Annotated in this window: 19 protein-coding genes; 9 read left to right on the top strand and 10 right to left on the bottom strand. The window is 70.2% G+C overall.

Annotated features, from left to right (window positions below; translation table 11 throughout):
* Nucleotides 1-26: 26 nt before the first annotated feature.
* The gene (locus tag ACGFIV_RS29755; protein ID WP_392838278.1) at nucleotides 27-1,022 is read right to left on the bottom strand and encodes an Acg family FMN-binding oxidoreductase; all 996 of its coding nucleotides are present in this window, start codon (nucleotides 1,020-1,022) and stop codon (nucleotides 27-29) included.
* A 178-nt stretch (nucleotides 1,023-1,200) separates the two neighbouring features.
* Between ACGFIV_RS29755 and ACGFIV_RS29750 the strand changes: the two genes are divergently transcribed.
* The 3 genes from ACGFIV_RS29750 to ACGFIV_RS29740 all read left to right on the top strand — a co-directional run bounded on the left by ACGFIV_RS29750 (nucleotide 1,201) and on the right by ACGFIV_RS29740 (nucleotide 3,624).
* The gene (locus ACGFIV_RS29750; RefSeq protein ID WP_392838277.1) at nucleotides 1,201-2,190 is read left to right on the top strand and encodes a phosphotransferase; all 990 of its coding nucleotides are present in this window, start codon (nucleotides 1,201-1,203) and stop codon (nucleotides 2,188-2,190) included.
* A 306-nt stretch (nucleotides 2,191-2,496) separates the two neighbouring features.
* On the top strand, nucleotides 2,497-2,751 hold the full coding sequence (locus ACGFIV_RS29745) for a hypothetical protein (protein ID WP_358547332.1): 255 nt from the start codon (nucleotides 2,497-2,499) through the stop codon (nucleotides 2,749-2,751).
* A 603-nt stretch (nucleotides 2,752-3,354) separates the two neighbouring features.
* A complete protein-coding gene (locus ACGFIV_RS29740) occupies nucleotides 3,355-3,624 on the top strand; it encodes a MerR family transcriptional regulator (RefSeq protein ID WP_358547364.1) in 270 nt (89 codons plus the stop codon).
* A gap of 22 nt (nucleotides 3,625-3,646) precedes the next feature.
* On the opposite strand, the gene ACGFIV_RS29735 is transcribed toward ACGFIV_RS29740, so the two are convergent.
* The 7 genes from ACGFIV_RS29735 to ACGFIV_RS29705 all read right to left on the bottom strand — a co-directional run bounded on the left by ACGFIV_RS29735 (nucleotide 3,647) and on the right by ACGFIV_RS29705 (nucleotide 12,808).
* Nucleotides 3,647-4,264, bottom strand: coding sequence for a YcnI family protein (locus ACGFIV_RS29735; protein ID WP_358547329.1), 618 nt, complete (start codon nucleotides 4,262-4,264; stop codon nucleotides 3,647-3,649).
* 120 nt (nucleotides 4,265-4,384) lie between these two features.
* Nucleotides 4,385-6,976: a DUF4118 domain-containing protein gene (locus ACGFIV_RS29730; RefSeq protein ID WP_392838276.1), complete on the bottom strand. Its 2,592-nt coding sequence runs from the start codon at nucleotides 6,974-6,976 to the stop codon at nucleotides 4,385-4,387.
* A 4-nt stretch (nucleotides 6,977-6,980) separates the two neighbouring features.
* The gene (locus ACGFIV_RS29725) at nucleotides 6,981-7,859 is read right to left on the bottom strand and encodes a potassium-transporting ATPase subunit C (RefSeq protein WP_392838275.1); all 879 of its coding nucleotides are present in this window, start codon (nucleotides 7,857-7,859) and stop codon (nucleotides 6,981-6,983) included.
* The gene (gene kdpB / locus ACGFIV_RS29720; RefSeq protein WP_392838274.1) at nucleotides 7,860-10,007 is read right to left on the bottom strand and encodes a potassium-transporting ATPase subunit KdpB; all 2,148 of its coding nucleotides are present in this window, start codon (nucleotides 10,005-10,007) and stop codon (nucleotides 7,860-7,862) included.
* Entirely contained in the window at nucleotides 10,007-11,668 is a 1,662-nt protein-coding gene (gene kdpA, locus ACGFIV_RS29715; protein ID WP_392838273.1) for a potassium-transporting ATPase subunit KdpA, read from the bottom strand. The genes kdpB and kdpA overlap by 1 nt, the downstream gene beginning before the upstream one ends.
* A complete protein-coding gene (kdpF, locus tag ACGFIV_RS29710) occupies nucleotides 11,668-11,757 on the bottom strand; it encodes a K(+)-transporting ATPase subunit F (protein WP_358547319.1) in 90 nt (29 codons plus the stop codon). Before kdpF ends, kdpA begins: the two co-directional genes overlap by 1 nt.
* A gap of 439 nt (nucleotides 11,758-12,196) precedes the next feature.
* Nucleotides 12,197-12,808, bottom strand: a complete 612-nt coding sequence (locus ACGFIV_RS29705; protein WP_358547316.1) for a copper resistance protein CopC — start codon at nucleotides 12,806-12,808, stop codon at nucleotides 12,197-12,199.
* Nucleotides 12,809-12,955: 147 nt separating this feature from the next.
* Between ACGFIV_RS29705 and ACGFIV_RS29700 the strand changes: the two genes are divergently transcribed.
* From ACGFIV_RS29700 to ACGFIV_RS29690, 3 genes are all read left to right on the top strand, one after another.
* Nucleotides 12,956-13,501, top strand: a complete 546-nt coding sequence (locus ACGFIV_RS29700; RefSeq protein ID WP_358547313.1) for a GNAT family N-acetyltransferase — start codon at nucleotides 12,956-12,958, stop codon at nucleotides 13,499-13,501.
* A 305-nt stretch (nucleotides 13,502-13,806) separates the two neighbouring features.
* On the top strand, nucleotides 13,807-15,435 hold the full coding sequence (locus tag ACGFIV_RS29695; RefSeq protein WP_358547310.1) for a cellulase family glycosylhydrolase: 1,629 nt from the start codon (nucleotides 13,807-13,809) through the stop codon (nucleotides 15,433-15,435).
* Between the two features lie 170 nt (nucleotides 15,436-15,605).
* Nucleotides 15,606-15,830, top strand: a complete 225-nt coding sequence (locus ACGFIV_RS29690) for a hypothetical protein (RefSeq protein WP_358547307.1) — start codon at nucleotides 15,606-15,608, stop codon at nucleotides 15,828-15,830.
* A gap of 45 nt (nucleotides 15,831-15,875) precedes the next feature.
* On the opposite strand, the gene ACGFIV_RS29685 is transcribed toward ACGFIV_RS29690, so the two are convergent.
* The gene (locus ACGFIV_RS29685; RefSeq protein WP_358547304.1) at nucleotides 15,876-16,376 is read right to left on the bottom strand and encodes a hypothetical protein; all 501 of its coding nucleotides are present in this window, start codon (nucleotides 16,374-16,376) and stop codon (nucleotides 15,876-15,878) included.
* Between the two features lie 26 nt (nucleotides 16,377-16,402).
* Nucleotides 16,403-16,984 (bottom strand): hypothetical protein, encoded by a 582-nt coding sequence (locus tag ACGFIV_RS29680; protein WP_358547301.1) that lies wholly within the window; start codon nucleotides 16,982-16,984, stop codon nucleotides 16,403-16,405.
* 274 nt (nucleotides 16,985-17,258) lie between these two features.
* Between ACGFIV_RS29680 and ACGFIV_RS29675 the strand changes: the two genes are divergently transcribed.
* The 3 genes from ACGFIV_RS29675 to ACGFIV_RS29665 all read left to right on the top strand — a co-directional run bounded on the left by ACGFIV_RS29675 (nucleotide 17,259) and on the right by ACGFIV_RS29665 (nucleotide 20,638).
* The gene (locus tag ACGFIV_RS29675) at nucleotides 17,259-18,812 is read left to right on the top strand and encodes a M28 family metallopeptidase (RefSeq protein ID WP_358547298.1); all 1,554 of its coding nucleotides are present in this window, start codon (nucleotides 17,259-17,261) and stop codon (nucleotides 18,810-18,812) included.
* A 140-nt stretch (nucleotides 18,813-18,952) separates the two neighbouring features.
* Nucleotides 18,953-19,183 (top strand): DUF2277 domain-containing protein, encoded by a 231-nt coding sequence (locus ACGFIV_RS29670; RefSeq protein ID WP_358547295.1) that lies wholly within the window; start codon nucleotides 18,953-18,955, stop codon nucleotides 19,181-19,183.
* Nucleotides 19,184-19,579: 396 nt separating this feature from the next.
* Nucleotides 19,580-20,638, top strand: coding sequence for a PP2C family protein-serine/threonine phosphatase (locus ACGFIV_RS29665; RefSeq protein WP_358547292.1), 1,059 nt, complete (start codon nucleotides 19,580-19,582; stop codon nucleotides 20,636-20,638).
* Nucleotides 20,639-20,676: the final 38 nt, after the last annotated feature.

Below are 20,676 nucleotides of genomic sequence, written 5' to 3'. Positions count from 1 at the left end.
CTCCTCCAAGCCGCCGGCGCGTGCGATCAGCGCTCCTCCAGCACCTCCGAGCACGACCGGCGGACGCTTCCCGCCCCGTCCCGCACGAAGCCCAACCTCATGATCATCTGTGGGAACGCGCCGGAGCACAGATGGTCGCGGATGAACTCCCGCAACTCGGGCATCTCCAGCGCCTGAGTGTGGAAGGCCGCGCTGAGCCCGCAGGCGGAGGCGCGGAGCAGGGTGCGCTGCAACGCCTGGCCGGCGGCGAGCCAGTCGTGCCGGGAGTCGCCCGGCGTGGTGAGCATGGCCACGAGCCCGGTCGCCGTGGACCTGCGCTGTTCGCCCTCGCTGCCCCAGGTGTGCCCCCAGGCGTAGTCCCGCTGGGCGAAATGCTGCGGGTACGTACGCCTCCGGGTGATCGGGTAGCCGTGGGCCGGCACGCCGTCCCTGCGGGTGCTGCCGGGAGGCCGGGCCCAGCGGATCAACTCCAGGCCGAACATGCGGTCCTGGGACTGGACGTCCTGCGCGGCGCTGGTGAGCGCGGCCAGCACGCGGGCCTCGACCTCCGACCGGATGGGCATCAAGCGGGCCCCCTCGGTGCTCGCCTGGGCCATCAGCGTCTCTGTCACCTGCTCCCTGACACGCGCGGTGGTGAACCCGGCGCGATGCGTGCGGCGCCGCTCGACCTCTCTGTACAGCGACAGGGTCTGCTCGTCGGCCTCCACGCCCTCCCGCGGCCGGATCGTGGCCAGCAGGAGCGGGCGGTCCGGATCCGGGAACCGCCGTACCTCGGGTTCGCAGCCGAGCGAACGAAGGGCGATCCGTACGTTGAACAGCGCCGCGCCGCAGCTGATCAGCATCTGGCGGCCGGTCGCGTCGGCGAGGCGCAGCTTCCTGTCCGGGTCCGCGCGCAGGCTGATCTCGTCCCCGGAGACGGCGAAGGACCACGGCTGGGTGTTGTGCGTCGAAGGCGCCCAGACGGCCGCCTCGACGGCGGTGTGCAACGTGTCGGAGATCTCGCCGGCTGTGTGAGCGTTCATTGCCTTCCCGTTCCGTGCTTCGGTCCGGAACTGCCTCCACAGCAAGTGTGCCCGCCGGCGTCGCGCGTGGTCAGCGATGAAAGTCCCGAGGCGGCGGGACCTTGGGCCCCACCGGGAGCCGGTACGGCCGGCCGGAACCGAGATGCGGAGGGGCGTTCTCGGTGGTTAGCCTCGCGGGGTGCGAGATCGACTGGACGGCGTTGCGGAGCCTGAATTGCGGCGCGCCTTGTGCGCGTGGGACGTCGACGCCGTCTCGCTGGCGTACGCGCCGGTCGGGTTCGGCGACTATCACTGGACCGCGCTCGACGCCCGGGGATGGCGCTGGTTCGTCACCGTGGCCGACCTGACGCGGAAGGTCCAGTACGGGGCAGGGGTGGCGGACGCCTGGGATGGGCTGGGCCGCGCGATGGACACCGCCTTCGACCTGCGGAACCACGGGAAACTGGACTTCGTCGTGGCACCGCTGCGAACCGCTGCCGGCGAGACCCTGCGACGGCTCGGGTCGCGGTACGCCGTCAGCGTCTTCCCGTTCGTGGACGGCGCACCCGGCGACTTCGGCCAGGCGCTCTCATCAGACGAGCGCGGCCTGGTGCTCGACATGCTCGCCGCACTGCATCGGGCGGCACCTCCGGCCTCGGCCCCCGCTCTGCTCCCGGACCTCTCGACGCGCGCCACACTGGAGACGGGTCTGGACGAGCTGGGGCGGCCCTGGCATGGGGGTCCGTTCGCCGAACGCGCGAGGGCACTGGTGTCGGACGGCGCCTCCGCCCTCCGCCGGCGGCTGGACGAGTTCGATCGGCGAGCCGGGGACGTGACCAGGGCGGGCCGGAAGCCCGTCGTCACCCACGGCGAGCCGCATCCCGGCAATGTGCTGCGGCTGGGAGAGCGGCGCATGCTGGTCGATTGGGACACGGTCGGGCTGGCGATGCCGGAGCGAGATCTGTGGTCGGTCGCCGAGGACCCGGACGATCTGGCGCGGTACGCGGAGGCGAGCGGCCGGCGGCCGGATCCGTCCACGCTGGCGCTATACCGCCTCCGCTGGGACCTCGACGAAGTCGCCGTGTACATCGGCGACTTCCGGTCGCCTCACGGCCTGACGTCCGACACCGAGCAGGCATGGACGGGACTCGCCGGCGCCATGGAACGGCTGACGGGCGGCAAATCCTGACTTGGCCGCTCAGGTCGAGACGGGGGCGGTCTTACCTTGGTCAGTCACTCCCGCTGGGCGAGGACCGCTTCGCCGCCGACTACGGACGCGGCGGCGAGCTCACGTCCGAAGAGGTGAACGCCCTGACGGACGCGACAGCGGCCGGGCTCCGCGACTCGCCGCGACCGGCGAGGTGACACCGGCGGCGCCCGCAAGCGGCTTGTATCAACCTGGAGCCACACGCTGCAAAATCAGGGTGGAAGGGCCTGCGCCAGACGTACCCGACGCCTGGCCGGCCTCGCTGCCGGGCCGGACAGGAGATTGGTGATGAGCGGCATGCCGCACTGGAGGCTCGACCCGCTGGTTGACCGCGATGCCCACCAGCTGCAGGAGTACGACGACCTGACCGCCATCGAGCGGCTGGCGCCCTTCTCGTTCGGGGCGTGCTCGTGCGGCGAGTGGACCACACCCAACATGACCATCGACGACGTCCTCGCGGCTTTCGACGCGCATATGCGACAGGTCCAGGTGGCCGCGCGCGCGAGCCGGCCCTGGCGTGACCGAGACGATCCGGCCCGGTGAGCCATGGCCGGTCCCCCGACCATGAACCTTCTGTGGGGCGCTCCTAAAATCTGCAGTGCTTGATGTAGACATTGAGCGGCATCGACGATAGAGTTCCTGTCATCGCTAAGGACAAGTCCACGAGCCAAGGCAGAGACGAACTGCCTGGATGAATGGAATGGCGCAGATCGGACGTGCCGGGGCCGGTGCAGTGGAAGGGCTCGGGCCGTGGATCCGCTGCCTGGGCAGCCAAAGGGGCCGCCGACGTTTGAAATGACGTCAAGAAGCAGAAGGGAGTGTTAGGCGCCATCAGGATCGCCCGTCGCCGGTTGAGTTCCGCCGCGCGGGTGCCGCAGCTCCACGGATGGGAAGGTGGTCTACGGTCACGTACAAGCGATCCCCGCGTCCCCGCCTCCACAGGGCGGCTGACGCGGAAACGACAAGCCGGCCGAATGGCCGGTAGATGGTGTTGAACCTCGTTGGGCCCCGGTGCACTTCGGCACCGGGGCCCCTGTTCGCGTTCCGGAAGGTTTAGTGGAGCAAACGCATCCGGCCTCGGCCGGCGACACATCCGACAGCAGCCACGACGACAAGTTCGACGATGACGACTACCCGGCGTACAGCATGGGCCGCGCCGCGGAGATCCTCGGCGTCACGCCGGCGTTCCTGCGCAGCCTGGACACCGCCAGGCTGATCACACCGCAGCGCTCCGAGGGCGGCCACCGCCGCTACTCCCGCTACCAACTGCGCCTTGCCGCGAGGGCCCGGGAACTGATCGACCAAGGTACGGCGCTGGACTCCGCCTGCCGCATCATCATCCTGGAGGACCAGCTCGCCGAGGCCCTGCGCATCAACGCCGAGCTGCAGCGTGCTCGCGAGCTCCCGAGCACGTGACCCGTCTCGCCCGCCGCGCCCTCTAGCCGCGCGAGCGCCGCAGTCCGGCCACGCCGATCACGGCCCCGAGCAGGCCGATCACGATGCCCAAGGCACCCAGCAGCCTGGCCGTACCGTCGGAGTCGCCGGGCGTGCCCGATGAGGCCTCCGCGATCGGGGTCACCGACGGAGCGGCGGCCGACGGCGTGGCGGAGGCCATGTCCGAGTGGCCGTCATCCTCGGTGGCGGCCACCAGCTTGAGGACTGGGGCCGGGTGTTCGGGCTCGGACCCGTCGGCCTTGGGCGCGTCGGCCCACTTGACGACCTCACCGCCCGAGTAGGTCTGGATGGTGGGGAAGGTCAGCTCGTCCACGTCCTTGGGCAGCGGGCCGACCGAGACCTCGAACTCCTGGAACTGCCCCGGCTCGATCTTCCCGCCCGTCCAGGTGATCTTGAGTACGGACTCGGTGACCTTGTCCCCGTCGTCGGAGACCACGGGCTTGGGCAGCTTGCCCTTGGTGAGCTTCACGTCCCAGCCGGGAACCGGCCTGACCGAGACGAAGGGAAGCGGGTGATCGGTGGGGAACTGGACTTCGAGCCTGGTCGTCCTGGCCTTGTCCCGCTCGTTGGGAACGCGGAAGCCGATCTTGGTCCCTCGCATCGTCTCATAGTCCACCGAAATTCGGTCAGTGGGAACCGGCTGCGATCGTTTCTGGGAGCCCGGAGGAGGCGCCCGACGTCACGTCGGACCTGACCTGGTCGCTCCTCTCCCAGGACCCGGTCACGGCAGGGCGACGGCGGGCTCGTCAGCGGTGGGGCCCTGCCCGGCGGCCGCGGCGGGTGCGTGCGACGCGACCGGCAGGGTGATGATCATCGTGAGGCCTCCGCCGGGGGTCTCCTCGGGGACGAGGGCGCCGCCCATCGCCTCGGCCAGACCCCGGGAGAGCGCGAGGCCGAGGCCGACGCCGGTGTGGTTGTCACGGTCGCCCAGGCGCTGGAAGGGCATGAAGACGCGGTCGTGCGCCTCGGGAGGTATGCCGGGACCACGGTCGATGACGCGGATCTCGACCTGGCCTCCGTGCGAGCTGGCGGTGACGAGGACCTTCGCCTCGGCCGGGCTGTAGCGGACGGCGTTCGTCATCACGTTGACCAGGATCCGCTCCAGCAGCGCCGGGTCCGCGACGACCTCCGGGAGGTCGGCGGAGATGTCGCCCTCCACCCGGTCCGCGAGCGGCCCCAGGTCGTCGATGGAGCGGGGGACGACCTCCTCGACCGCGACCGGCCGCGGAGTGAGCCCCAGCACCCCCGCCTGGAGACGGCTCATGTCGAGGAGGTTGGCCACCAGCCGGTCCAGCTTGACCAGCGACTCATCAGCGGTGGCCAGCAGCTCGTGCCGGTCCTCCTCGCTCCACCGCACCTCGGTGCTCCGCAGGCTCTCCACGGCGGCCTTGGCCGAGGCCAGCGGCGTCCGCAGGTCGTGGCTGACCGCGGCGAGCAGGGCCGTGCGCATCTTGTCGGCCTCGGCGAGCGGCCTGGCCTGCTCGGCCTCCTCTCGCAACCGCTGCTGGCGCAGCGCGATGGCGGCCTCGGCGGCGAATGCCTCGAAGACCCGTCGGTCGGAGGCGTCCAGCAGCCGTCCCCGCACCGCCAGCACCAGTTCGTCGTCGATGGACACGTCGGAGTCGGCGGCGCCCGGGGCCGTACAGGGCTCGCCGCCTGAGGTGGCCACGATGCGCCAGGCCTCGGGCTCGGAGTGGTCGTCCGGGCTCGGCTCCGCCGCCCGTTCCAGCAGCGTCACCGAGGACAGGCCGAAGATCTCCCGCAGGCGCGCGAGCAGCGAGGGCAGCGCCGCGTCCCCGCGCAGCACGTGCCCCGCCAGGGTGGACAGCACCTCCGCGTCCGCGCCGGCGCGGGCCGCTTCGCGGGTCCTGCGGGCGGCGAGGTCCACCACGGCGCTCACCATGATGGCCACCAGCACGTAGACGCCGAGGGCGAGCAGGTTCTCGGGGTCGGCGATGGTGAACCGGCCGACGGGCGGGGTGAAGAAGTAGTTGAGCAGCAGCGAGCCGGCGACCGCGGCGGTGACGGCGGGCCACATCCCCCCGGCCAGGGCGACGCCCACCACCATCAGCAGGAAGATCAGGATCTCGCTGGGCAACGACAGCGCGTCCCTGAAGGGGAACAGCGCGGCGGTGAGGACGGGAAGCAGCAGCAGGGCCATCGCCCAGCCCGCGAACCGGCGCCTGCGCGTGAGCGCGGCGCGCGACCTGACCCGCCGGGCGCGCCCGCTCACCTCGGCATGGGTGATCATGTGAACGTCGATGGACCCGGAGAGCATCGTGGTCGTGACGCCCACGCCCCGGGAGAACAGCTGGGCGACCCTGCCGCGACGCGAGGCGCCGAGCACGAGCTGGGTGGCGTTCACCCCCCGCGCGAAGTCGAGCAGGGCGTGCGGCACGTCGTCCCCGACGACCTGGTGGTACGTGCCGCCGAGGCTCTCGACCAGCGTGCGCTGGCGCGTCAGGTTCGCGGGGTCGGTCCCGCTCAGGCCGTCCGAGCGGGTCACGTGGACGGCGAGCAGGTCGGCGCCCTTGGTCCTGGCCGCGATCCTGGCGGCGCGCCGCACCAGCGTGCCGCCCTCCGCGCCGCCGGTCAGCGCCACCACCACGCGCTCGCGGGCCTCCCACGTGCCCGCGATGCCGTGGTCGGCGCGGTAGCGGTCGAGCTGCTCGTCGACCTTGCCCGCCACCCAGAGCAGGGCCAGCTCGCGCAGCGCGGTCAGGTTGCCGACCCGGAAGTAGTTCGAGAGGGCGGCGTCGACCTTCTCAGGCGGGTAGATGTTCCCGTGGGCCATCCGGCGGCGCAGCGCCTCCGGGGCCATGTCGACGACCTCCACCTGGTCGGCCCGGCGTACGACCTCGTCGGGGACGGTCTCCCGCTGCGGGACCCCGGTGATCTGGTGGACGACGTCGTTGAGCGACTCCAGGTGCTGGATGTTGACGGTGGAGACGACGTCGATCCCGGCGTCGAGGATCTCCTCGATGTCCTGCCAGCGCTTGGTGTTCTTCGAGCCCGGCACGTTGGTGTGCGCGAGCTCGTCGATCAGCGCCAGCCTCGGCCGTCGCGCGATGACGGCGTCGGTGTCGAGCTCGGTGAAGCTCGTCCCCCGGTAGACCATGGTCTTGCGGGGGACGAGTTCCAGGTCGTCCACCTGCGCGGCCGTACGGGGCCTGCCGTGGGTCTCGACGAACCCGACCACGACGTCGGTCCCGCGGGCCACGCGCCGGTGCCCCTCGCAGAGCATCGCGAAGGTCTTGCCGACCCCGGGAGCCGCCCCCAGATAGATCCTCAGCCGGCCGCGCGCCCCGCTCATCGCCCTATCCCCTGAGCCGATCGAGAGCCAGGTTCAGCCGCAGGACGTTCACCGCGGGCTCGCCCATGAACCCGAGGCTCCGGCCCGTGGTGTACTCGTCGATCAGGCTTCCCACCTGGGCCGGCGTGAGGCCGCGTTCCCTGGCGACCCGGTTGGCCTGCAGGTGGGCGTAGGCGACGGAGATGTCCGGGTCGAGGCCTGAGCCGCTGGCGGTGACCGCGTCGGGAGGCACGACGGCCTTCGCCGAGCCCCTGACCGCGACCGTACGGCCGGCCGCGTAGTCCTCGCCGGGCTTCCCGCACTCGACCTTCACGCCCCTGTACCGGGCGACGAAGGGCGCCGTGGGACACGCCTGGTTGACGCTGACGGCCCGGGCCGGCGTGCCGACGGCCGGGAAGACCTTCAGCACCGCGCCCACCCCGTCGGCCGTGCAGTACGGCCGCGCGCCGCTGACGCCCTCCAGGTCGCCGATGGCCTTGCTGCGGGCGCAGACCTGGGTGAGCAGGCTCTGCTTGCCGGTGTCGGGGGCGCCCTCCGCGTCCTTGGCCCCGGGCACCGCGAGGGTGTCCACGATGTCCTCGGGGCCGAGGTTGCTGGCGGCGGTGGACAGCATGTCGTACCCGTCGCCGGCCACCGAGGGGCGACTCTGGAAGTACTTCCTCACCGGGTCGCCTGAGGCGTCGGTGAAGCTCTGGCCGACGAGGGAGCTGCCCGTGTCCTTGCCGTCCTTCTGAACGAGCGAGCCGTTGGCGCTGTCGTTGAACACGGCCTGGGCGATGCCGGTGACCACGAGGGGATAGATCGCCCCGGTCACCAGGGTGAGCACGAGCAGCGCGCGCAGCGCGGCCAGGTGCTGGCGGATCCAGCTTGGCAGGCGTTCCATTTATGACATCCCCGGAAGGAAGTGGATGACGAGGTCGATGATCTTGATCCCGATGAACGGGACGACGATGCCGCCGAGACCGTAGACGTAGAGGTTGCGGTTGAGCAGCTTGGAGGCGCTCGAAGGGCGGTACCTGACGCCGCGCAGCGCCAGCGGGATCAGCGCGACGATGATGATGGCGTTGAAGATGACCGCCGACAGGATCGCCGACTGCGGGCTGGCCAGGCGCATGATGTTGAGCGCGTCGAGGCCGGGGTACACGGCGGCGAACATCGCCGGGATGATCGCGAAGTACTTGGCGATGTCGTTCGCGATGGAGAACGTCGTCAGCGCTCCCCGTGTGATCAGGAGTTGTTTGCCGATCTCGACGATCTCGATCAGCTTGGTGGGGTTGGAGTCGAGGTCGACCATGTTCCCGGCCTCCTTGGCGGCCGAGGTCCCGGTGTTCATCGCCACCCCGACGTCGGCCTGGGCGAGCGCGGGGGCGTCGTTCGTGCCGTCGCCGGTCATGGCGACCAGCCGCCCGCCTTGCTGTTCCTTGCGGATCAGGGTCAGCTTGTCCTCGGGGGTCGCCTCGGCCAGGAAGTCGTCGACCCCCGCCTCGGTCGCGATGGCCTTGGCCGTCAGCGGGTTGTCCCCGGTGATCATCACGGTACGGATGCCCATCTTGCGCATCTCGTCGAACCGCTCGCGCATGCCCTGCTTGACGACGTCCTTGAGGTGGATGACCCCCAGCACGCGGGCCTTCCCTTCGAGCACCTCGCCGACCACCAGCGGCGTGCCGCCCGAGGCGGAGATGCCGTCCACCAGGTCGCCGACCTCGTTGGTCGGGTGGCCACCGTGGTCGCGCACCCATTTCATGACCGCAGTGGCGGCCCCCTTGCGCACCTGGCGGCCGTCCACGTTCACGCCCGACATCCGGGTCTGGGCGGTGAACGGGATCCACTCGGCGTGGGCCAGTTCCCCCGGCTTGCGTTCCCGCAGGCCGTACGCCTGCTTCGCGTAGACCACGATGGAACGGCCCTCGGGGGTCTCGTCGGCGAGGCTCGCGAGCTGCGCGGCGGCGGCCAGGTCGTCCGGGGTGACGCCCGGCACCGCCGCGAACTCCGACGCCTGCCGGTTGCCGAGCGTGATGGTGCCGGTCTTGTCCAGCAGCAGGGTGCTGACGTCGCCCGCGGCCTCGACCGCGCGGCCGCTCATCGCGAGGACGTTGCGCTGGACGAGCCGGTCCATGCCCGCGATGCCGATGGCCGACAGCAGCGCGCCGATCGTCGTCGGGATGAGGCAGACCAGGAGCGACACCAGCACGATGCCGGTGACGCCGTTCCCGGTCAGGGCGAGCGAGTCCGGGAAGCCCGGGTTCACCGCCTTGGAGTAGATGGCCAGCGGCTGCATGGTCGCCGTGGCGACCAGGAAGATGATCGTCAGCGCGGCGAGCAGGATGTTGAGCGCGATCTCGTTGGGGGTCTTCTGGCGGTTGGCGCCCTCGACCAGGGCGATCATCCGGTCGATGAAGCTCTCGCCCGGCTTCTGCGTGATCTGTACGACGATGCGGTCCGACAGCACCTTGGTGCCGCCCGTGACCGCCGACCGGTCGCCGCCCGACTCGCGGATGACCGGTGCGGACTCACCCGTGATGGCGGACTCGTCCACGCTGGCGATCCCCTCGACCACGTCGCCGTCGCCCGGGATGATCTCTCCGGCCTCGACGATCACGAAGTCGCCCTGCCTGAGCTCGGGGGCTCCCACGGAGTCCCACGAGACGACGTTCTGGCCGGCCCGCCAGCCCGTGAGCCGGCGCGCCATCGTGTCGCGCTTGGCGGCGCGGAGGGTGGCGGCCTGCGCCTTGCCCCGGCCCTCGGCCACGGCCTCGGCGAGGTTGGCGAACACGACGGTCAGCCAGAGCCACACCACGATGGCCCAGGCGAAGATCGAAGGGCTGGTGATCGCGAGAACGGTGGTGAAGCCCGCGCCGATCTCGACGATGAACATCACCGGGTTGCGCCACAGCGTCGCGGGGTTCAGCTTGCGCAGCGCGTCCGGCAGGGACGTGACGAGTTGCCTGGGGTCGAGCAGGCCGCCCCCCACCTTGCCGTTCTTGTCCGGCGCGGGTGTACGGCCCGGCGCATGGAGCACTGGGGTTGCCATTACGAGATTCCTTCTGCGAGCGGCCCGAGCGCCAGGGAGGGGAGGAAGGTCAGCGCGACGAGGATGATCGTCACACCGACGACCATGCCGACGAACTGCGGCCGGTACGTGGGCAGCGTGCCCGCCGACGCCGGCACGGGTGCCTGCCTGGCCAGCGAGCCCGCCAGGCCGAGGACGAAGACGATCGGCAGGAAGCGCCCGAACGCCATGCACAGGCCGAGCGCCGTGTCGTACCACGGGGTGTTCACGGTCAGTCCGGCGAAGGCCGATCCGTTGTTGTTGGAGGCGCTGGTGAAGGCGTAGAGCACCTCCGACAGGCCGTGTGGCCCGCCGTTCAGCATGCTCGCCCGTTGCGCCGGCGATCCCATGGCCAGGGCCGTGCCTATGAGCACGAGCACGGGTGTGGTCAGGAAGTACATCGACGCCAGCTTGATCTCTCGGGCGCCGATCTTCTTGCCGAGGTACTCGGGCGTGCGGCCGACCATGAGGCCGGCGACGAAGACGGTGATCACCGCGAGCACGAGCATGCCGTACAGGCCCGCACCCACACCGCCGGGCGCGACCTCCCCCAGCATCATGTTGGCCATCGTCACCATGCCGCCGAGGGCGGTGAACGAGTCGTGGAAGGAGTTGACCGCGCCGGTCGAGGTCAACGTCGTGGCCGCGGCGAAGGTGCCGGAGTTGGCGACGCCGAACCTGACGTCCTTGCCCTCCATCGCGGCGCCGACGGCCTGCGGGACCGTGCCGTTGTGCGCGAGCTCCAGCCCGGTGAGCAGGGCCACGCTGGAGAAGGCCAGGATGCCCATGACCGCGACGATCGCGTAGCCCTGCCGCCGGTCGCCTACCATCCGGCCGAACGTGCGGGGCAGCGCGAACGGCAGCACCAGGATCGCGAAGATCTCGATCCAGTTCGTCCAGCTACTGGCGTTCTCGAAGGGATGGGCGGAGTTGGTGTTGTAGAAGCCGCCGCCGTTGTTGCCCAGCTCCTTGATGATCTCCTGGCTGGCGACGGGGCCGCCGGTGATGCCCTGGGTGCCCCCGGCGAGCCTCGCGACCTCGTGGACGCCCGAGAAGTTCTGGATCAGACCGCCCGCCACCAGGACGATCGCGCCGACGAAGGCGATCGGCAGCAGGATGCGCACCGTGCCGCGGACCAGGTCGACCCAGAAGTTGCCGAGGTTCTCGGTCTGCTTGCGGGCGAACCCGCGGACCAGCGCCATCGCGACGGCCATCCCGACGGCGGCAGACACGAAGTTCTGCACGGCCAGGCCGGACATCTGCACCAGGTGGCCCATCGTGGACTCGCCCGAGTACGCCTGCCAGTTGGTGTTGGTGACGAAGCTGACGGCGGTGTTCCACGCGATGTGGTCGGGGACCGCGGTGAAGCCGAGGCTCAGGAAGAGCTTGTCCTGCAGACGCTGGAAGGCGTAGAGGAACAGGATGGAGACGGCCGAGAAGGCCAGCACGCTGCGGGCGTACACGCTCCACCGCTGCTCGGCGTCCGGCTGGACGCCGACGAGCCGGTAGATCACCCGCTCCGGCGCCAGGTGCCTCGCGCTGCTGTAGACGCGGTACATGTAGTCGCCCAGCGGACGGTGCGTCAGCACCAGGGCGAGGACGAGGGATCCGATGAACAGGATCCCCGCTGTGGCGGTCGACATCAGAAGCGCTCCGGGAACAGCAGGGCCGCGACCATGAAGATCACCAGGCCGGCGGTGACCACCAGCCCGGCGGCGTTGGCAGCGCTCACAGGCGCTCCACCGCCTTGACGACGAACCCGATGACCACGAATATCGCGATCGTCAGGGCAACGAAGATGACGTCAGCCATCCCCACTCCTCAAATCCGGACGAACATGCTTCCGACCGCCCAGGTCGGGCGGTCTCCATAGTCAGCAAATCGCGTGATTTGAGGCTGTTGGTGGGTCTTGACGGCTTCCATACGCCGCAAAGGTGAATCTTGACGCGATCCCTACGCCGGGTGCCTCACGCGCCTCACGGCATGCCCGTATGCGCGTCAAGCACGGGCCACGTTCCCGCCCCCTGTGGAGATAGGGGACCAAGGAGGCCCCAAGGATCCCTGATCTCAGGTCTTCTTGCGCAGCGCGGACGGTCTGTGCACGGCGGTCCCGCCGCTCTTGTCGCTGCGGACCAGGTACTGGGCTCGCCGGCCGAGGCGTCCAAGCGCCGTCACGGCTCCCGCTCGCCGTCCGGCGTGGAATCCGGCGCGGGGTCGTGGCCGACCGGGGCCTCCTCATCCGTCCGGGGCGACCCGCGCCCGACGAGGAGGACCGCCGCTCCGACGATCACGAGCAGGCCGAGGCCCGCCCAGACCCATACGGGCACGCCCGCCTGTGGCTCCGGGTCGGCGGGCGCCGATGCCGGGGCGGTGCTCCCCCCGGCCGGCGCTCCCGTCGGTGCGGCCGTCCCCGCCTGCGAGCCTTGGACGGTGAACGGGATCTCTCCCTCCACGGGGTGCCCGTCGGAGGAGACGACGCGCCAGGCGATGACGTAACCGCCGGGCGGGAGCGGGCCTGCGACGCTCTCGAAGACCTTCGGGCCGTCGGTACGCGGAGGACCGGACTCGAAGCGCCGCCCGGCGGCGTCGTGCAGGACGACCACCGGGAAGCTCACGTGGGCGCTGAACTCCAGCTCGATCTGGTCGAGCCGCGAGACGGTCGCGTCCTTGGCCGGTGAGCTGCTCTTGAGGCTGTCGTGCGCAAGAGCGGGCTGGGCGCCGAGGCCGAGAACCACACCGGCCAGGAAGAGCGCCAGCAGCGCTCGGATGACGGGGAATCTCACTGACGAACTCCAAGGTGACCCGGAGGCGCGGCCGGCAAGCCATATTGGCGTGCAGGACGCTCAGAATCGTCTCACACATGGGATGAGCCCGGTCGGCGGGCCGTCCGGGATGGGCGTGGTCTGGGCGGGGCCCTTAGGATCCGTGGCGTGAGGATCCGCAGCGGTCGCGCCGAGGACGTCCCGGCGGTTCTGGCGATGTACGACAGCGCGGTGGCGTGGCTGGCCGCCGAGGGCCGCACCGGACAGTGGGGCGGCGAGCCGTTCTCGTCCGACCCCGCCCGCGTCGAGCTGGTCACCGCCCACGCCGCCTCCGGTGGCATGCGCATCGCCGAGGTGGAAGGCCGGCCCGCCGGATGCGCGGTGCTCGGGGCGCCGATTTCCTACATCGCCCCGGCCTCCGAGCCCGAGCTGTACGTGCAGGCGCTCGTGATCGACCAGGCGTTCGCCGGGCACGCGGTGGGCGCCGCCCTGCTCCGGCGCGCCAGGCAGGAGGCCGTCGAGCTCGGCGTGTCGCTGCTGCGGGTCGACTGTTACGCCGGTGGTGACGGCCGCCTGGTCAAGTACTACGAGGGCCAGGGATTCACCAGGTCCGAGACGTTCATGGTCGGCGACTGGCCGGGCCAGCTGCTGGAGATGCCTCTGAACGCCGGGAGCCGTTCGGGGGACGCCCGCGAGGCACCCCGCCTCCTCTGACCGCGCGGGAGGCGTCGCACCACCGGTGACCCGCGCGGGAAGCTGAAAGTTTCAGCGGATTCACCGGCCCGAAGCGGCCCGCTGACGGCCCGCCCGTTCCGGGACGGCCGCGTCTTCCGATGTCGCGAGCGCCTCCCTGGCTCGCGCCGCGCCGCTCACGCCGTACGGCCCGCCCACGCGGCCGGCACGCGCTGTACATGTCCGTCGAATCCGCAGACGATGGGCGCGCTCCCGCAACCGACGATCTCCCCGGCGCTCGCCGTGCGACTTAACCGGTTAATGAACCCCAAAAAGAAAGGTGACCCATGAGAAAGCGACTACGGATGGCGGAGGCGGCGGTCCTCTCACTGCTCGCCCTCGTGCTCTCGACGCTCGTCGCGGTGCAGCCCGCGCAGGCGGCGGTGGGGCTCCGCGTGAACGGCACGAAGATCGTCGAGGCCGCCGGCAGCACCTTCGTCATGCGCGGCGCGAGCCACCCGCACGCCTGGTACCCCACCCAGACGACGTCCTCCCTGGCCGGCATCAAGTCCCTCGGCGCCAACACGGTGCGCGTGGTGCTGAGCGGCGGGCGATGGACGGCCAACAGCGCCAGTGACGTGGCCAACGTGGTCGCGCAGTGCAAGGCGAACCGGTTGATCTGCGTGCTGGAGAACCACGACACCACCGGATACGGCGAGCAGAGCGGCGCGGTCACCCTGGACGCGGCGGTCAACTACTGGATCAGCGTCCAGAGCGCGCTGACCGGCCAGGAGAACTACGTCGTCATCAACATCGGCAACGAGCCGGTCGGCAACAACAGCGTCACCCCAAACTGGACGCAGGCCACCACCAGCGCGATCACCCGCATGCGCAACGCCGGGTTCCAGCACCTGCTCATGGTCGACGCGCCCAACTGGGGACAGGACTGGGCCTTCACCATGCGGGACACCGCGGCGAGCGTGTTCAACGCCGACCCGCAGCGCAACACCGTGTTCTCCATCCACATGTACGGCGTCTTCGACACGGCGGCGGAGATCAACAGCTACCTGGACAGCTTCCAGACGGCCGGGCTGCCGCTGGTCATCGGCGAGTTCGGGTTCAACCACTCCGACGGCAACCCGGACGAGGACACGATCATGGCCCAGGCGCAGGCGCGCGGGGTCGGCTATATCGGCTGGTCGTGGAGCGGCAACAGCAGTGACGTCGCCTATCTCGACATGGTGAACAACTTCAACACGAGCAGCCTCACGTCATGGGGCACGCGGATCTTCAACGGCGCGAACGGCATCGCGTCGACGTCCAAGCAGGCGGCCATCTACACCGGCGGCACCACGGACACGACGCCGCCCACCACCCCGGGCACCCCGGCGGCGTCCGCGATCACCTCCACCGGCGCCACCCTGTCGTGGACCGCCTCCACCGACGCGGGCGGGTCCGGCCTGGCCGGGTACAACGTCTACCGCGAGCAGGGCGCCACCGACCCGCAGCTCGGCCAGTCCACCACCAACTCGATCACCCTGACCGGCTTGTCCCCCAGCACGCAGTACCAGGTGTACGTGCGCGCCCGCGACGGCGCGGGGAACCTCTCCGGCAACTCCGGCCTGGTCACCTTCACCACGACCAGCGGCGGGGGCGGGGGCACCACGGGGTGCGGGGTCGCCGCCACCACCCAGAGCCAGTGGGACAACGGCTACGTCATCCAGCCGGTGACCGTCACCAACACCGGCACCGCCGCCATCACCGGCTGGACGGTGACCTTCACCCTCCCGGCCGGCCACACGGTCACGGGATCCTGGAACGCGACCTTCACGATCAGCGGGCAGAAGGTGACCGCGCGGAACGCCGGCCACAACGGGTCGCTGGCGCCCAGCGCGTCCACGTCCTTCGGCTTCCAGGCGAGCCGCCCGAACGGCAACACCCAGGTGCCGTCGGCCTACACCTGCACCGCTCCCTGACGTAAGGGCGCACGAGGGGGTACGAGGGGGTACGGCCCGCGCGGCCGTACCCCCCGTCATCTCCGCGTCTTTGCTGGGTCATGTCGGTAGATGTCCGTGCCATGCATTTCGACGGGGAAAGTCTTCAGTGCCCGACGCTCCAGCCGGGCGGTGCCATCACTGGGGGATATATGCCGACTATCGCAGATTTGTCCAAACTGCTCGACAAAGAATACGAGGACAAGAGCCTCACGGAACTTGTCAAGGCCCCTGTGTCCGCGCTGGCCGGGGTGAGCGAGGGCGACGCGAAGCTCCTCAAGGAGGCCTTCCGGATCAACACGGTCGGCGACATGGGGCGCAACAAGTTCTTCCGTACCGCCACCGCGCTGGTCGACCTGGCCGACAGCACCAAGTAACCACCGAGCGGGCCGGCAGCCATCGGCTGCCGGCCTTCTGGCACGTCAGGAGCTTCTCTTCCGGGGTCCGGCCTGGCCGGCCATCATCTCGAAGCCGTACACCGTGACCAGGCCGTAGATCAGGTGGGGGATCAGGTCGGACAGCCAGCCCACCGTGCCCCAGGTGCGCGGGTCGGTCAGGCCCAGGGCCGTCATCGGCACATTGGCCGCCACCGTCGCCGCGAGCCCGACGCCGACGCCCGCCACCGGGACGGACACGTCGTGGACGCGGATGCGAAGCGCCCCGTAGGCCGCGCCCAGCCCCACTCCCGTCCCGAGCCCGAGCAGGGCGCCGATCCCCTCCTTGCGGCTCTCGGCCCGGTGCCCCTCCCCGAGATACAGCCCGGCAGTCTCCGCGAGCTTTCCCGCGGTCTGAGCGGGCAGGCCGCTGGACGGCCGGCCGCGTACCGCCTGGTCAAGGTAGGTCACCACGTAGAGAGCCGCCGTACCCGCCGCTCCCGCCAGAGCGCCGGCCACGATGTAGCGGCAGAAGGCCGATCTCCCCATGCGCGCCACCTTTCACGTTCCTATCCCTACACCGCTTCCGCGGCCTCCCCGACTCCTTGGAGCGCGCGGGAGACGTGCTGTTCGGCGAGGAAGTGGCCGACCCCGATGACCACCGCGATGGGCCACTCGATGATCTCCAAGGCCGTGAGCAGGCCAAGCGCCGCGTAGAAGGCGAGCCGGTTCGGCGGCGGCATGGTCACCCTGCCGACCAGCGGCAGGGTGACCGACGGCTTGCTCGCCTCGGCTTGGGCGATCACGGTACGTGCCGACGGGGTGGACCGCCGCGTGCTCTCCGCCCGAGCTCCGGTGGCGGCGGGCTTCCGCGCCTTCTCGGCCTTGCCCTCGGAGGCGGACGGCCGCTTGCCGGCCTTGCTCGCGGCGGTGGACGGCCGCTTGCCGGCTTTGCCCTCGGCGGTGGACGGCCGCTTGCCGGCTTTGCCCTCGGCGGTGGACGGCCGCTTGCCGGCTTTGCTCGCGGTGGCGGACGGCCGCGAGGCGGCGGTCCGCCGCGTTTCGCCCGCCGAGCCGTTCGACGCGGCCGGACGCCGGGCCTTCACCGTCTGACCTGATGATCTGCCATCCGGGACAGTGGTCGTGTTCTGCGCCATAGCGCCCTCCGTGAGTCAGGAACGTATGGCCCATCCCCTGCCCTTCGTGCCCGGTAACGCCGCTTGGCGGGGACTTTGCCTGCGGCCCGCACCCCGATACCTGGAGAGCCATCGCGCTTGGCAGCCATGAAACCGCCTAAACGATCATTTGGCGTTTTTTCACGAAATACCGTTACATGAGGCGGCACCCCTTCACGAATTGGTCAACTCCGGCTACGTTCATGCGTCAGCGGCAATTCGGGGACTCATCCATTGGATCTGAAGGAGAAGCTGAATGCGCTTCACCCTCCGCAAGGGGGCGGGCATCGCCACCGCGACAGCCGCCCTGATACTCCCCCTGGTCACGGCCCTACCGGTCGGCGCCGACCCCGACCTCACCCAGCTGGCCCGCACGGTCACCGCGCCAGGGGTCAAGCAGCACCTCCGGCAGCTCCAGCAGATCGCGGACGCCAACGGCGGCACGCGGGCGGCGGGGACGCCGGGCTTCAGCGCCTCGCGTGACTACGTCGCCGGCCAGCTCAGGAAGGCCGGCTACAAGGTGACGATCCAGCCGTTTGAGTTCCCGTACTTCCAGGAGCACTCCACCGCGCTGTTGCAGCAGATCTCCCCCGAACCGAAGATCTACGCCCCGACCCCGGCCGACGGAAGCACGGTCGGCGAGTTCGCCACCATGACCTACTCCGGCTCCGGCGACGTCACGGCGCCCGTCCAGAACGTCGACCTGACCCTGCCGCCGGCCCCGGCGCCGGGCTCCACCTCGGGGTGCGAGGCGAGCGACTTCGCCGGCTTCACGCCGGGGAACATCGCCCTCCTCCAGCGCGGCACCTGCACCTTCCAGGTGAAGGCGGAGAACGCGCAGACAGCGGGCGCGGCCGGGGTGATCCTCTTCAACGAGGGGCAGCCGGGCCGCACCGACACGCTGCAGGGCAGCCTCGGGGAACCCACCGTCACGATCCCGGTGGTCGGCACCAGCTTCGCCGTCGGACAGGAGCTGTCCAGCCCGGCCGGCACGGTCGTACGGCTGAGGACCGACACCACCAGCGAGCTGCGTGTCACCCAGAACGTCATCGCCGATTCCAGGTGGGGCGACGCGAGCAAGGTCGTCCAGCTGGGCGCCCACCTGGACAGCGTCCCGGCCGGGCCCGGCATCAACGACAACGGCTCGGGCACCGCGGCGATCCTGGAGGTGGCGACGAAGCTCGCCAAGATCCCCACCAGGAACAAGCTGCGCTACTCCTTCTGGAGCGCCGAGGAGCTCGGCCTGCTCGGCTCTGAGCACTACGTCGGCAGCCTGTCGGCCGACGAGCGGGCGAAGACCAAGCTGTACCTCAACTTCGACATGGTGGCCTCGCCGAACTACGCGATCAAGATCTACGACGGCGACGACTCCGACGCCACGGGAGCGCCTGCCGGGCCGCCCGGATCCGACGAGATCGAGAAGCTCTTCGAGAAGTACTTCGACACCCTCCGCCAGGGCCATGCGGGCACCGACTTCGACGGCCGCTCCGACTACGGCCCGTTCATCGACGCGGGGATCCCCTCCGGTGGCGTGTTCACCGGCGCCGAGGGCATCAAGACCCCCGCGGAGCAGGCGCTCTTCGGCGGCACCGCCGGGAAGGCCTACGACTCCTGCTACCACCAGGCGTGCGACACGATCGCCAACATCAACGACAAGGCGCTCGCCCTGAACACCGGGGCCATCGCGACGGCGGCCGTGGTCTACGGGTTCAGCCGTGACCTGCCCGGTCCTGACACCCGCGCGACGGTCGCGGCGCGCGTCGCGGCACCGCCGTCCGGTGCCGACGCTCACGGACGTCCGGCCCTCTGATCCGTCCGAGGGTGGTCATGCGCGCCGTACGGGCGCATGACCACCCTTCCGCGGCGACGCGGGCCCGCGCTCGCTGGGGTCACCCCTGGCTCCGCCACCACGTGCGCGCGTCCCCCGGCGGCATGACGTACCGTCCTGTCATGTGCCGGAGTATCAAGACCCTTCGTGAGCCCTACACCAGCGACGTCACCGATGACGACGTACGGGCCGCCGCGCTGCAGTACGTTCGCAAGATCTCGGGTTTTCGGTCCCCGTCCGCGCGTAACGCGGAGGCCTTCGAACGGGCCGTGGACGTCATCGCCGTGGCGACCCAGGACCTTCTCGACGAGCTCCAGCTGAAGCACGTCGTCCGCCGGCGATCAGAGATATGACCCGACCTCAGCCCGCCTTAATTTCCCACCTAATCACGATATTTCGCTTTTTTGGGTAATTCGGGGTTTTACGAGCGCGACCGAAAGCGGGAAAGTCGAAGACCTATATCGAATCGGTCCCAGTTGGGCCATCCCAGAGTAAGGTTCGATTCATGAGGCCTTCAGAGACCTCCCGGCTCGAATCGCGCTCGGGCAGGCTCGGTCCGGCTTTCAGGCGCTGAGAGCGTCCAGTTCGTTCGTGCTGTGAGGTCGTCGAGGTGCTTACTCGCGTAGGCGGGGACTGGTCTAAATTATCCCCTTTTATGGTCGTCGATGATTTTTGTGGTGAGCGGACGGGAGGCACCCTGTGACGAGCGAACCCGGTCGTATATCCACCGTCACGGCCGCGGAGCGCCTATGAGTGCGGTCAACCGCGGAGCGCGGCGGCTCATAGGGTCGCTGCCCTTCGCCTCGCTGGGCATCGTGGCCGTAGTCGACCTCATGACCGGCCCCGACCTCGGCTACCTCTCCCTGCTGGCCGTCGGCCCGGCGTTCGCCAGCCTGGTGGGCGGTGTGCGCCGCACCGTGGTGATCGGCGTCGTCGCGCTGGTGCTGTCGTTGCTGCTGGCCCTGTACAACCACATCCTCGGAGACAGGCAGAGCAACATGAGCCTGGTCTCGATCGTCGGGGTCACGGCGGCGAGCATCCTCGCCACCGTCGGGCGGCAGCGGCGCGAGCGCGAGCTGGCCACCGTGCGGTCCGTGGCCGAGGTGGCGCAGCGGGTGCTGCTGCGGCCGGTTCCCCGGCGTGCGGGCCACCTGCGCGCGGCCGTGTCCTACACCTCGGCGAACGCGGAGGCGCGCATCGGCGGCGACCTGTACGAGGTCGTCACCGGCCCCACCGGGGTCCGCGCGATCGTCGGAGACGTGCAGGGCAAGGGCCTGGAGGCGGTCGAGACTGCGGCGCTGGTCCTCGGCGCGTTCCGCGAGGCGGCCCACGACGAGCCCGACCTGCGCGCCGTCAGCGGACGGCTTGAGAAGGCCCTCAACCGGCGGCTGTCTGGCGAGGAGTTCGTCACGGCGATCCTCCTCGACGCCGATCCCGGCGGGAAGCTCACGCTGCTGAACTACGGCCATCCCCCGCCGCTGATCCTCCATGCCGACGGCAAGATCACGCTCGCGGAGCCGGCGGACACGGCGCCGCCGCTCGGCCTTGCCGTGCTGGAGGTCGAGGGGCCCAACCCGCACCAGGTCGCTTTCGGCCCCGGCGACCAGATCCTGCTGTACACCGACGGGGTGATCGAGGCGCGTGACCGCTCGGGCCGGTTCTACCCGCTCACCGACCGTGCCTTCCTGCTGAAGGACGACGACCCCGAGGCGGCCCTCGAAGCGCTCCGGCTCGATCTGGTCGCCCACGTCGACGCGCCGCTGCACGACGACGCGGCCATGCTGTTGCTCCGGTGCCGTGAAGACTGAAGCCTGACGCGATCGCCCCGAGGCGGGAAGCGGATCCC

Origin of the sequence: Sphaerisporangium sp. NPDC049003, from assembly GCF_043197795.1 — a bacterium.
In the GTDB taxonomy this organism is placed as follows: Bacteria; Actinomycetota; Actinomycetes; order Streptosporangiales; family Streptosporangiaceae; genus Sphaerisporangium.
Note: the sequence above shows the minus strand (reverse complement) of the source record. Positions and strands in the feature narration are given on the sequence as shown.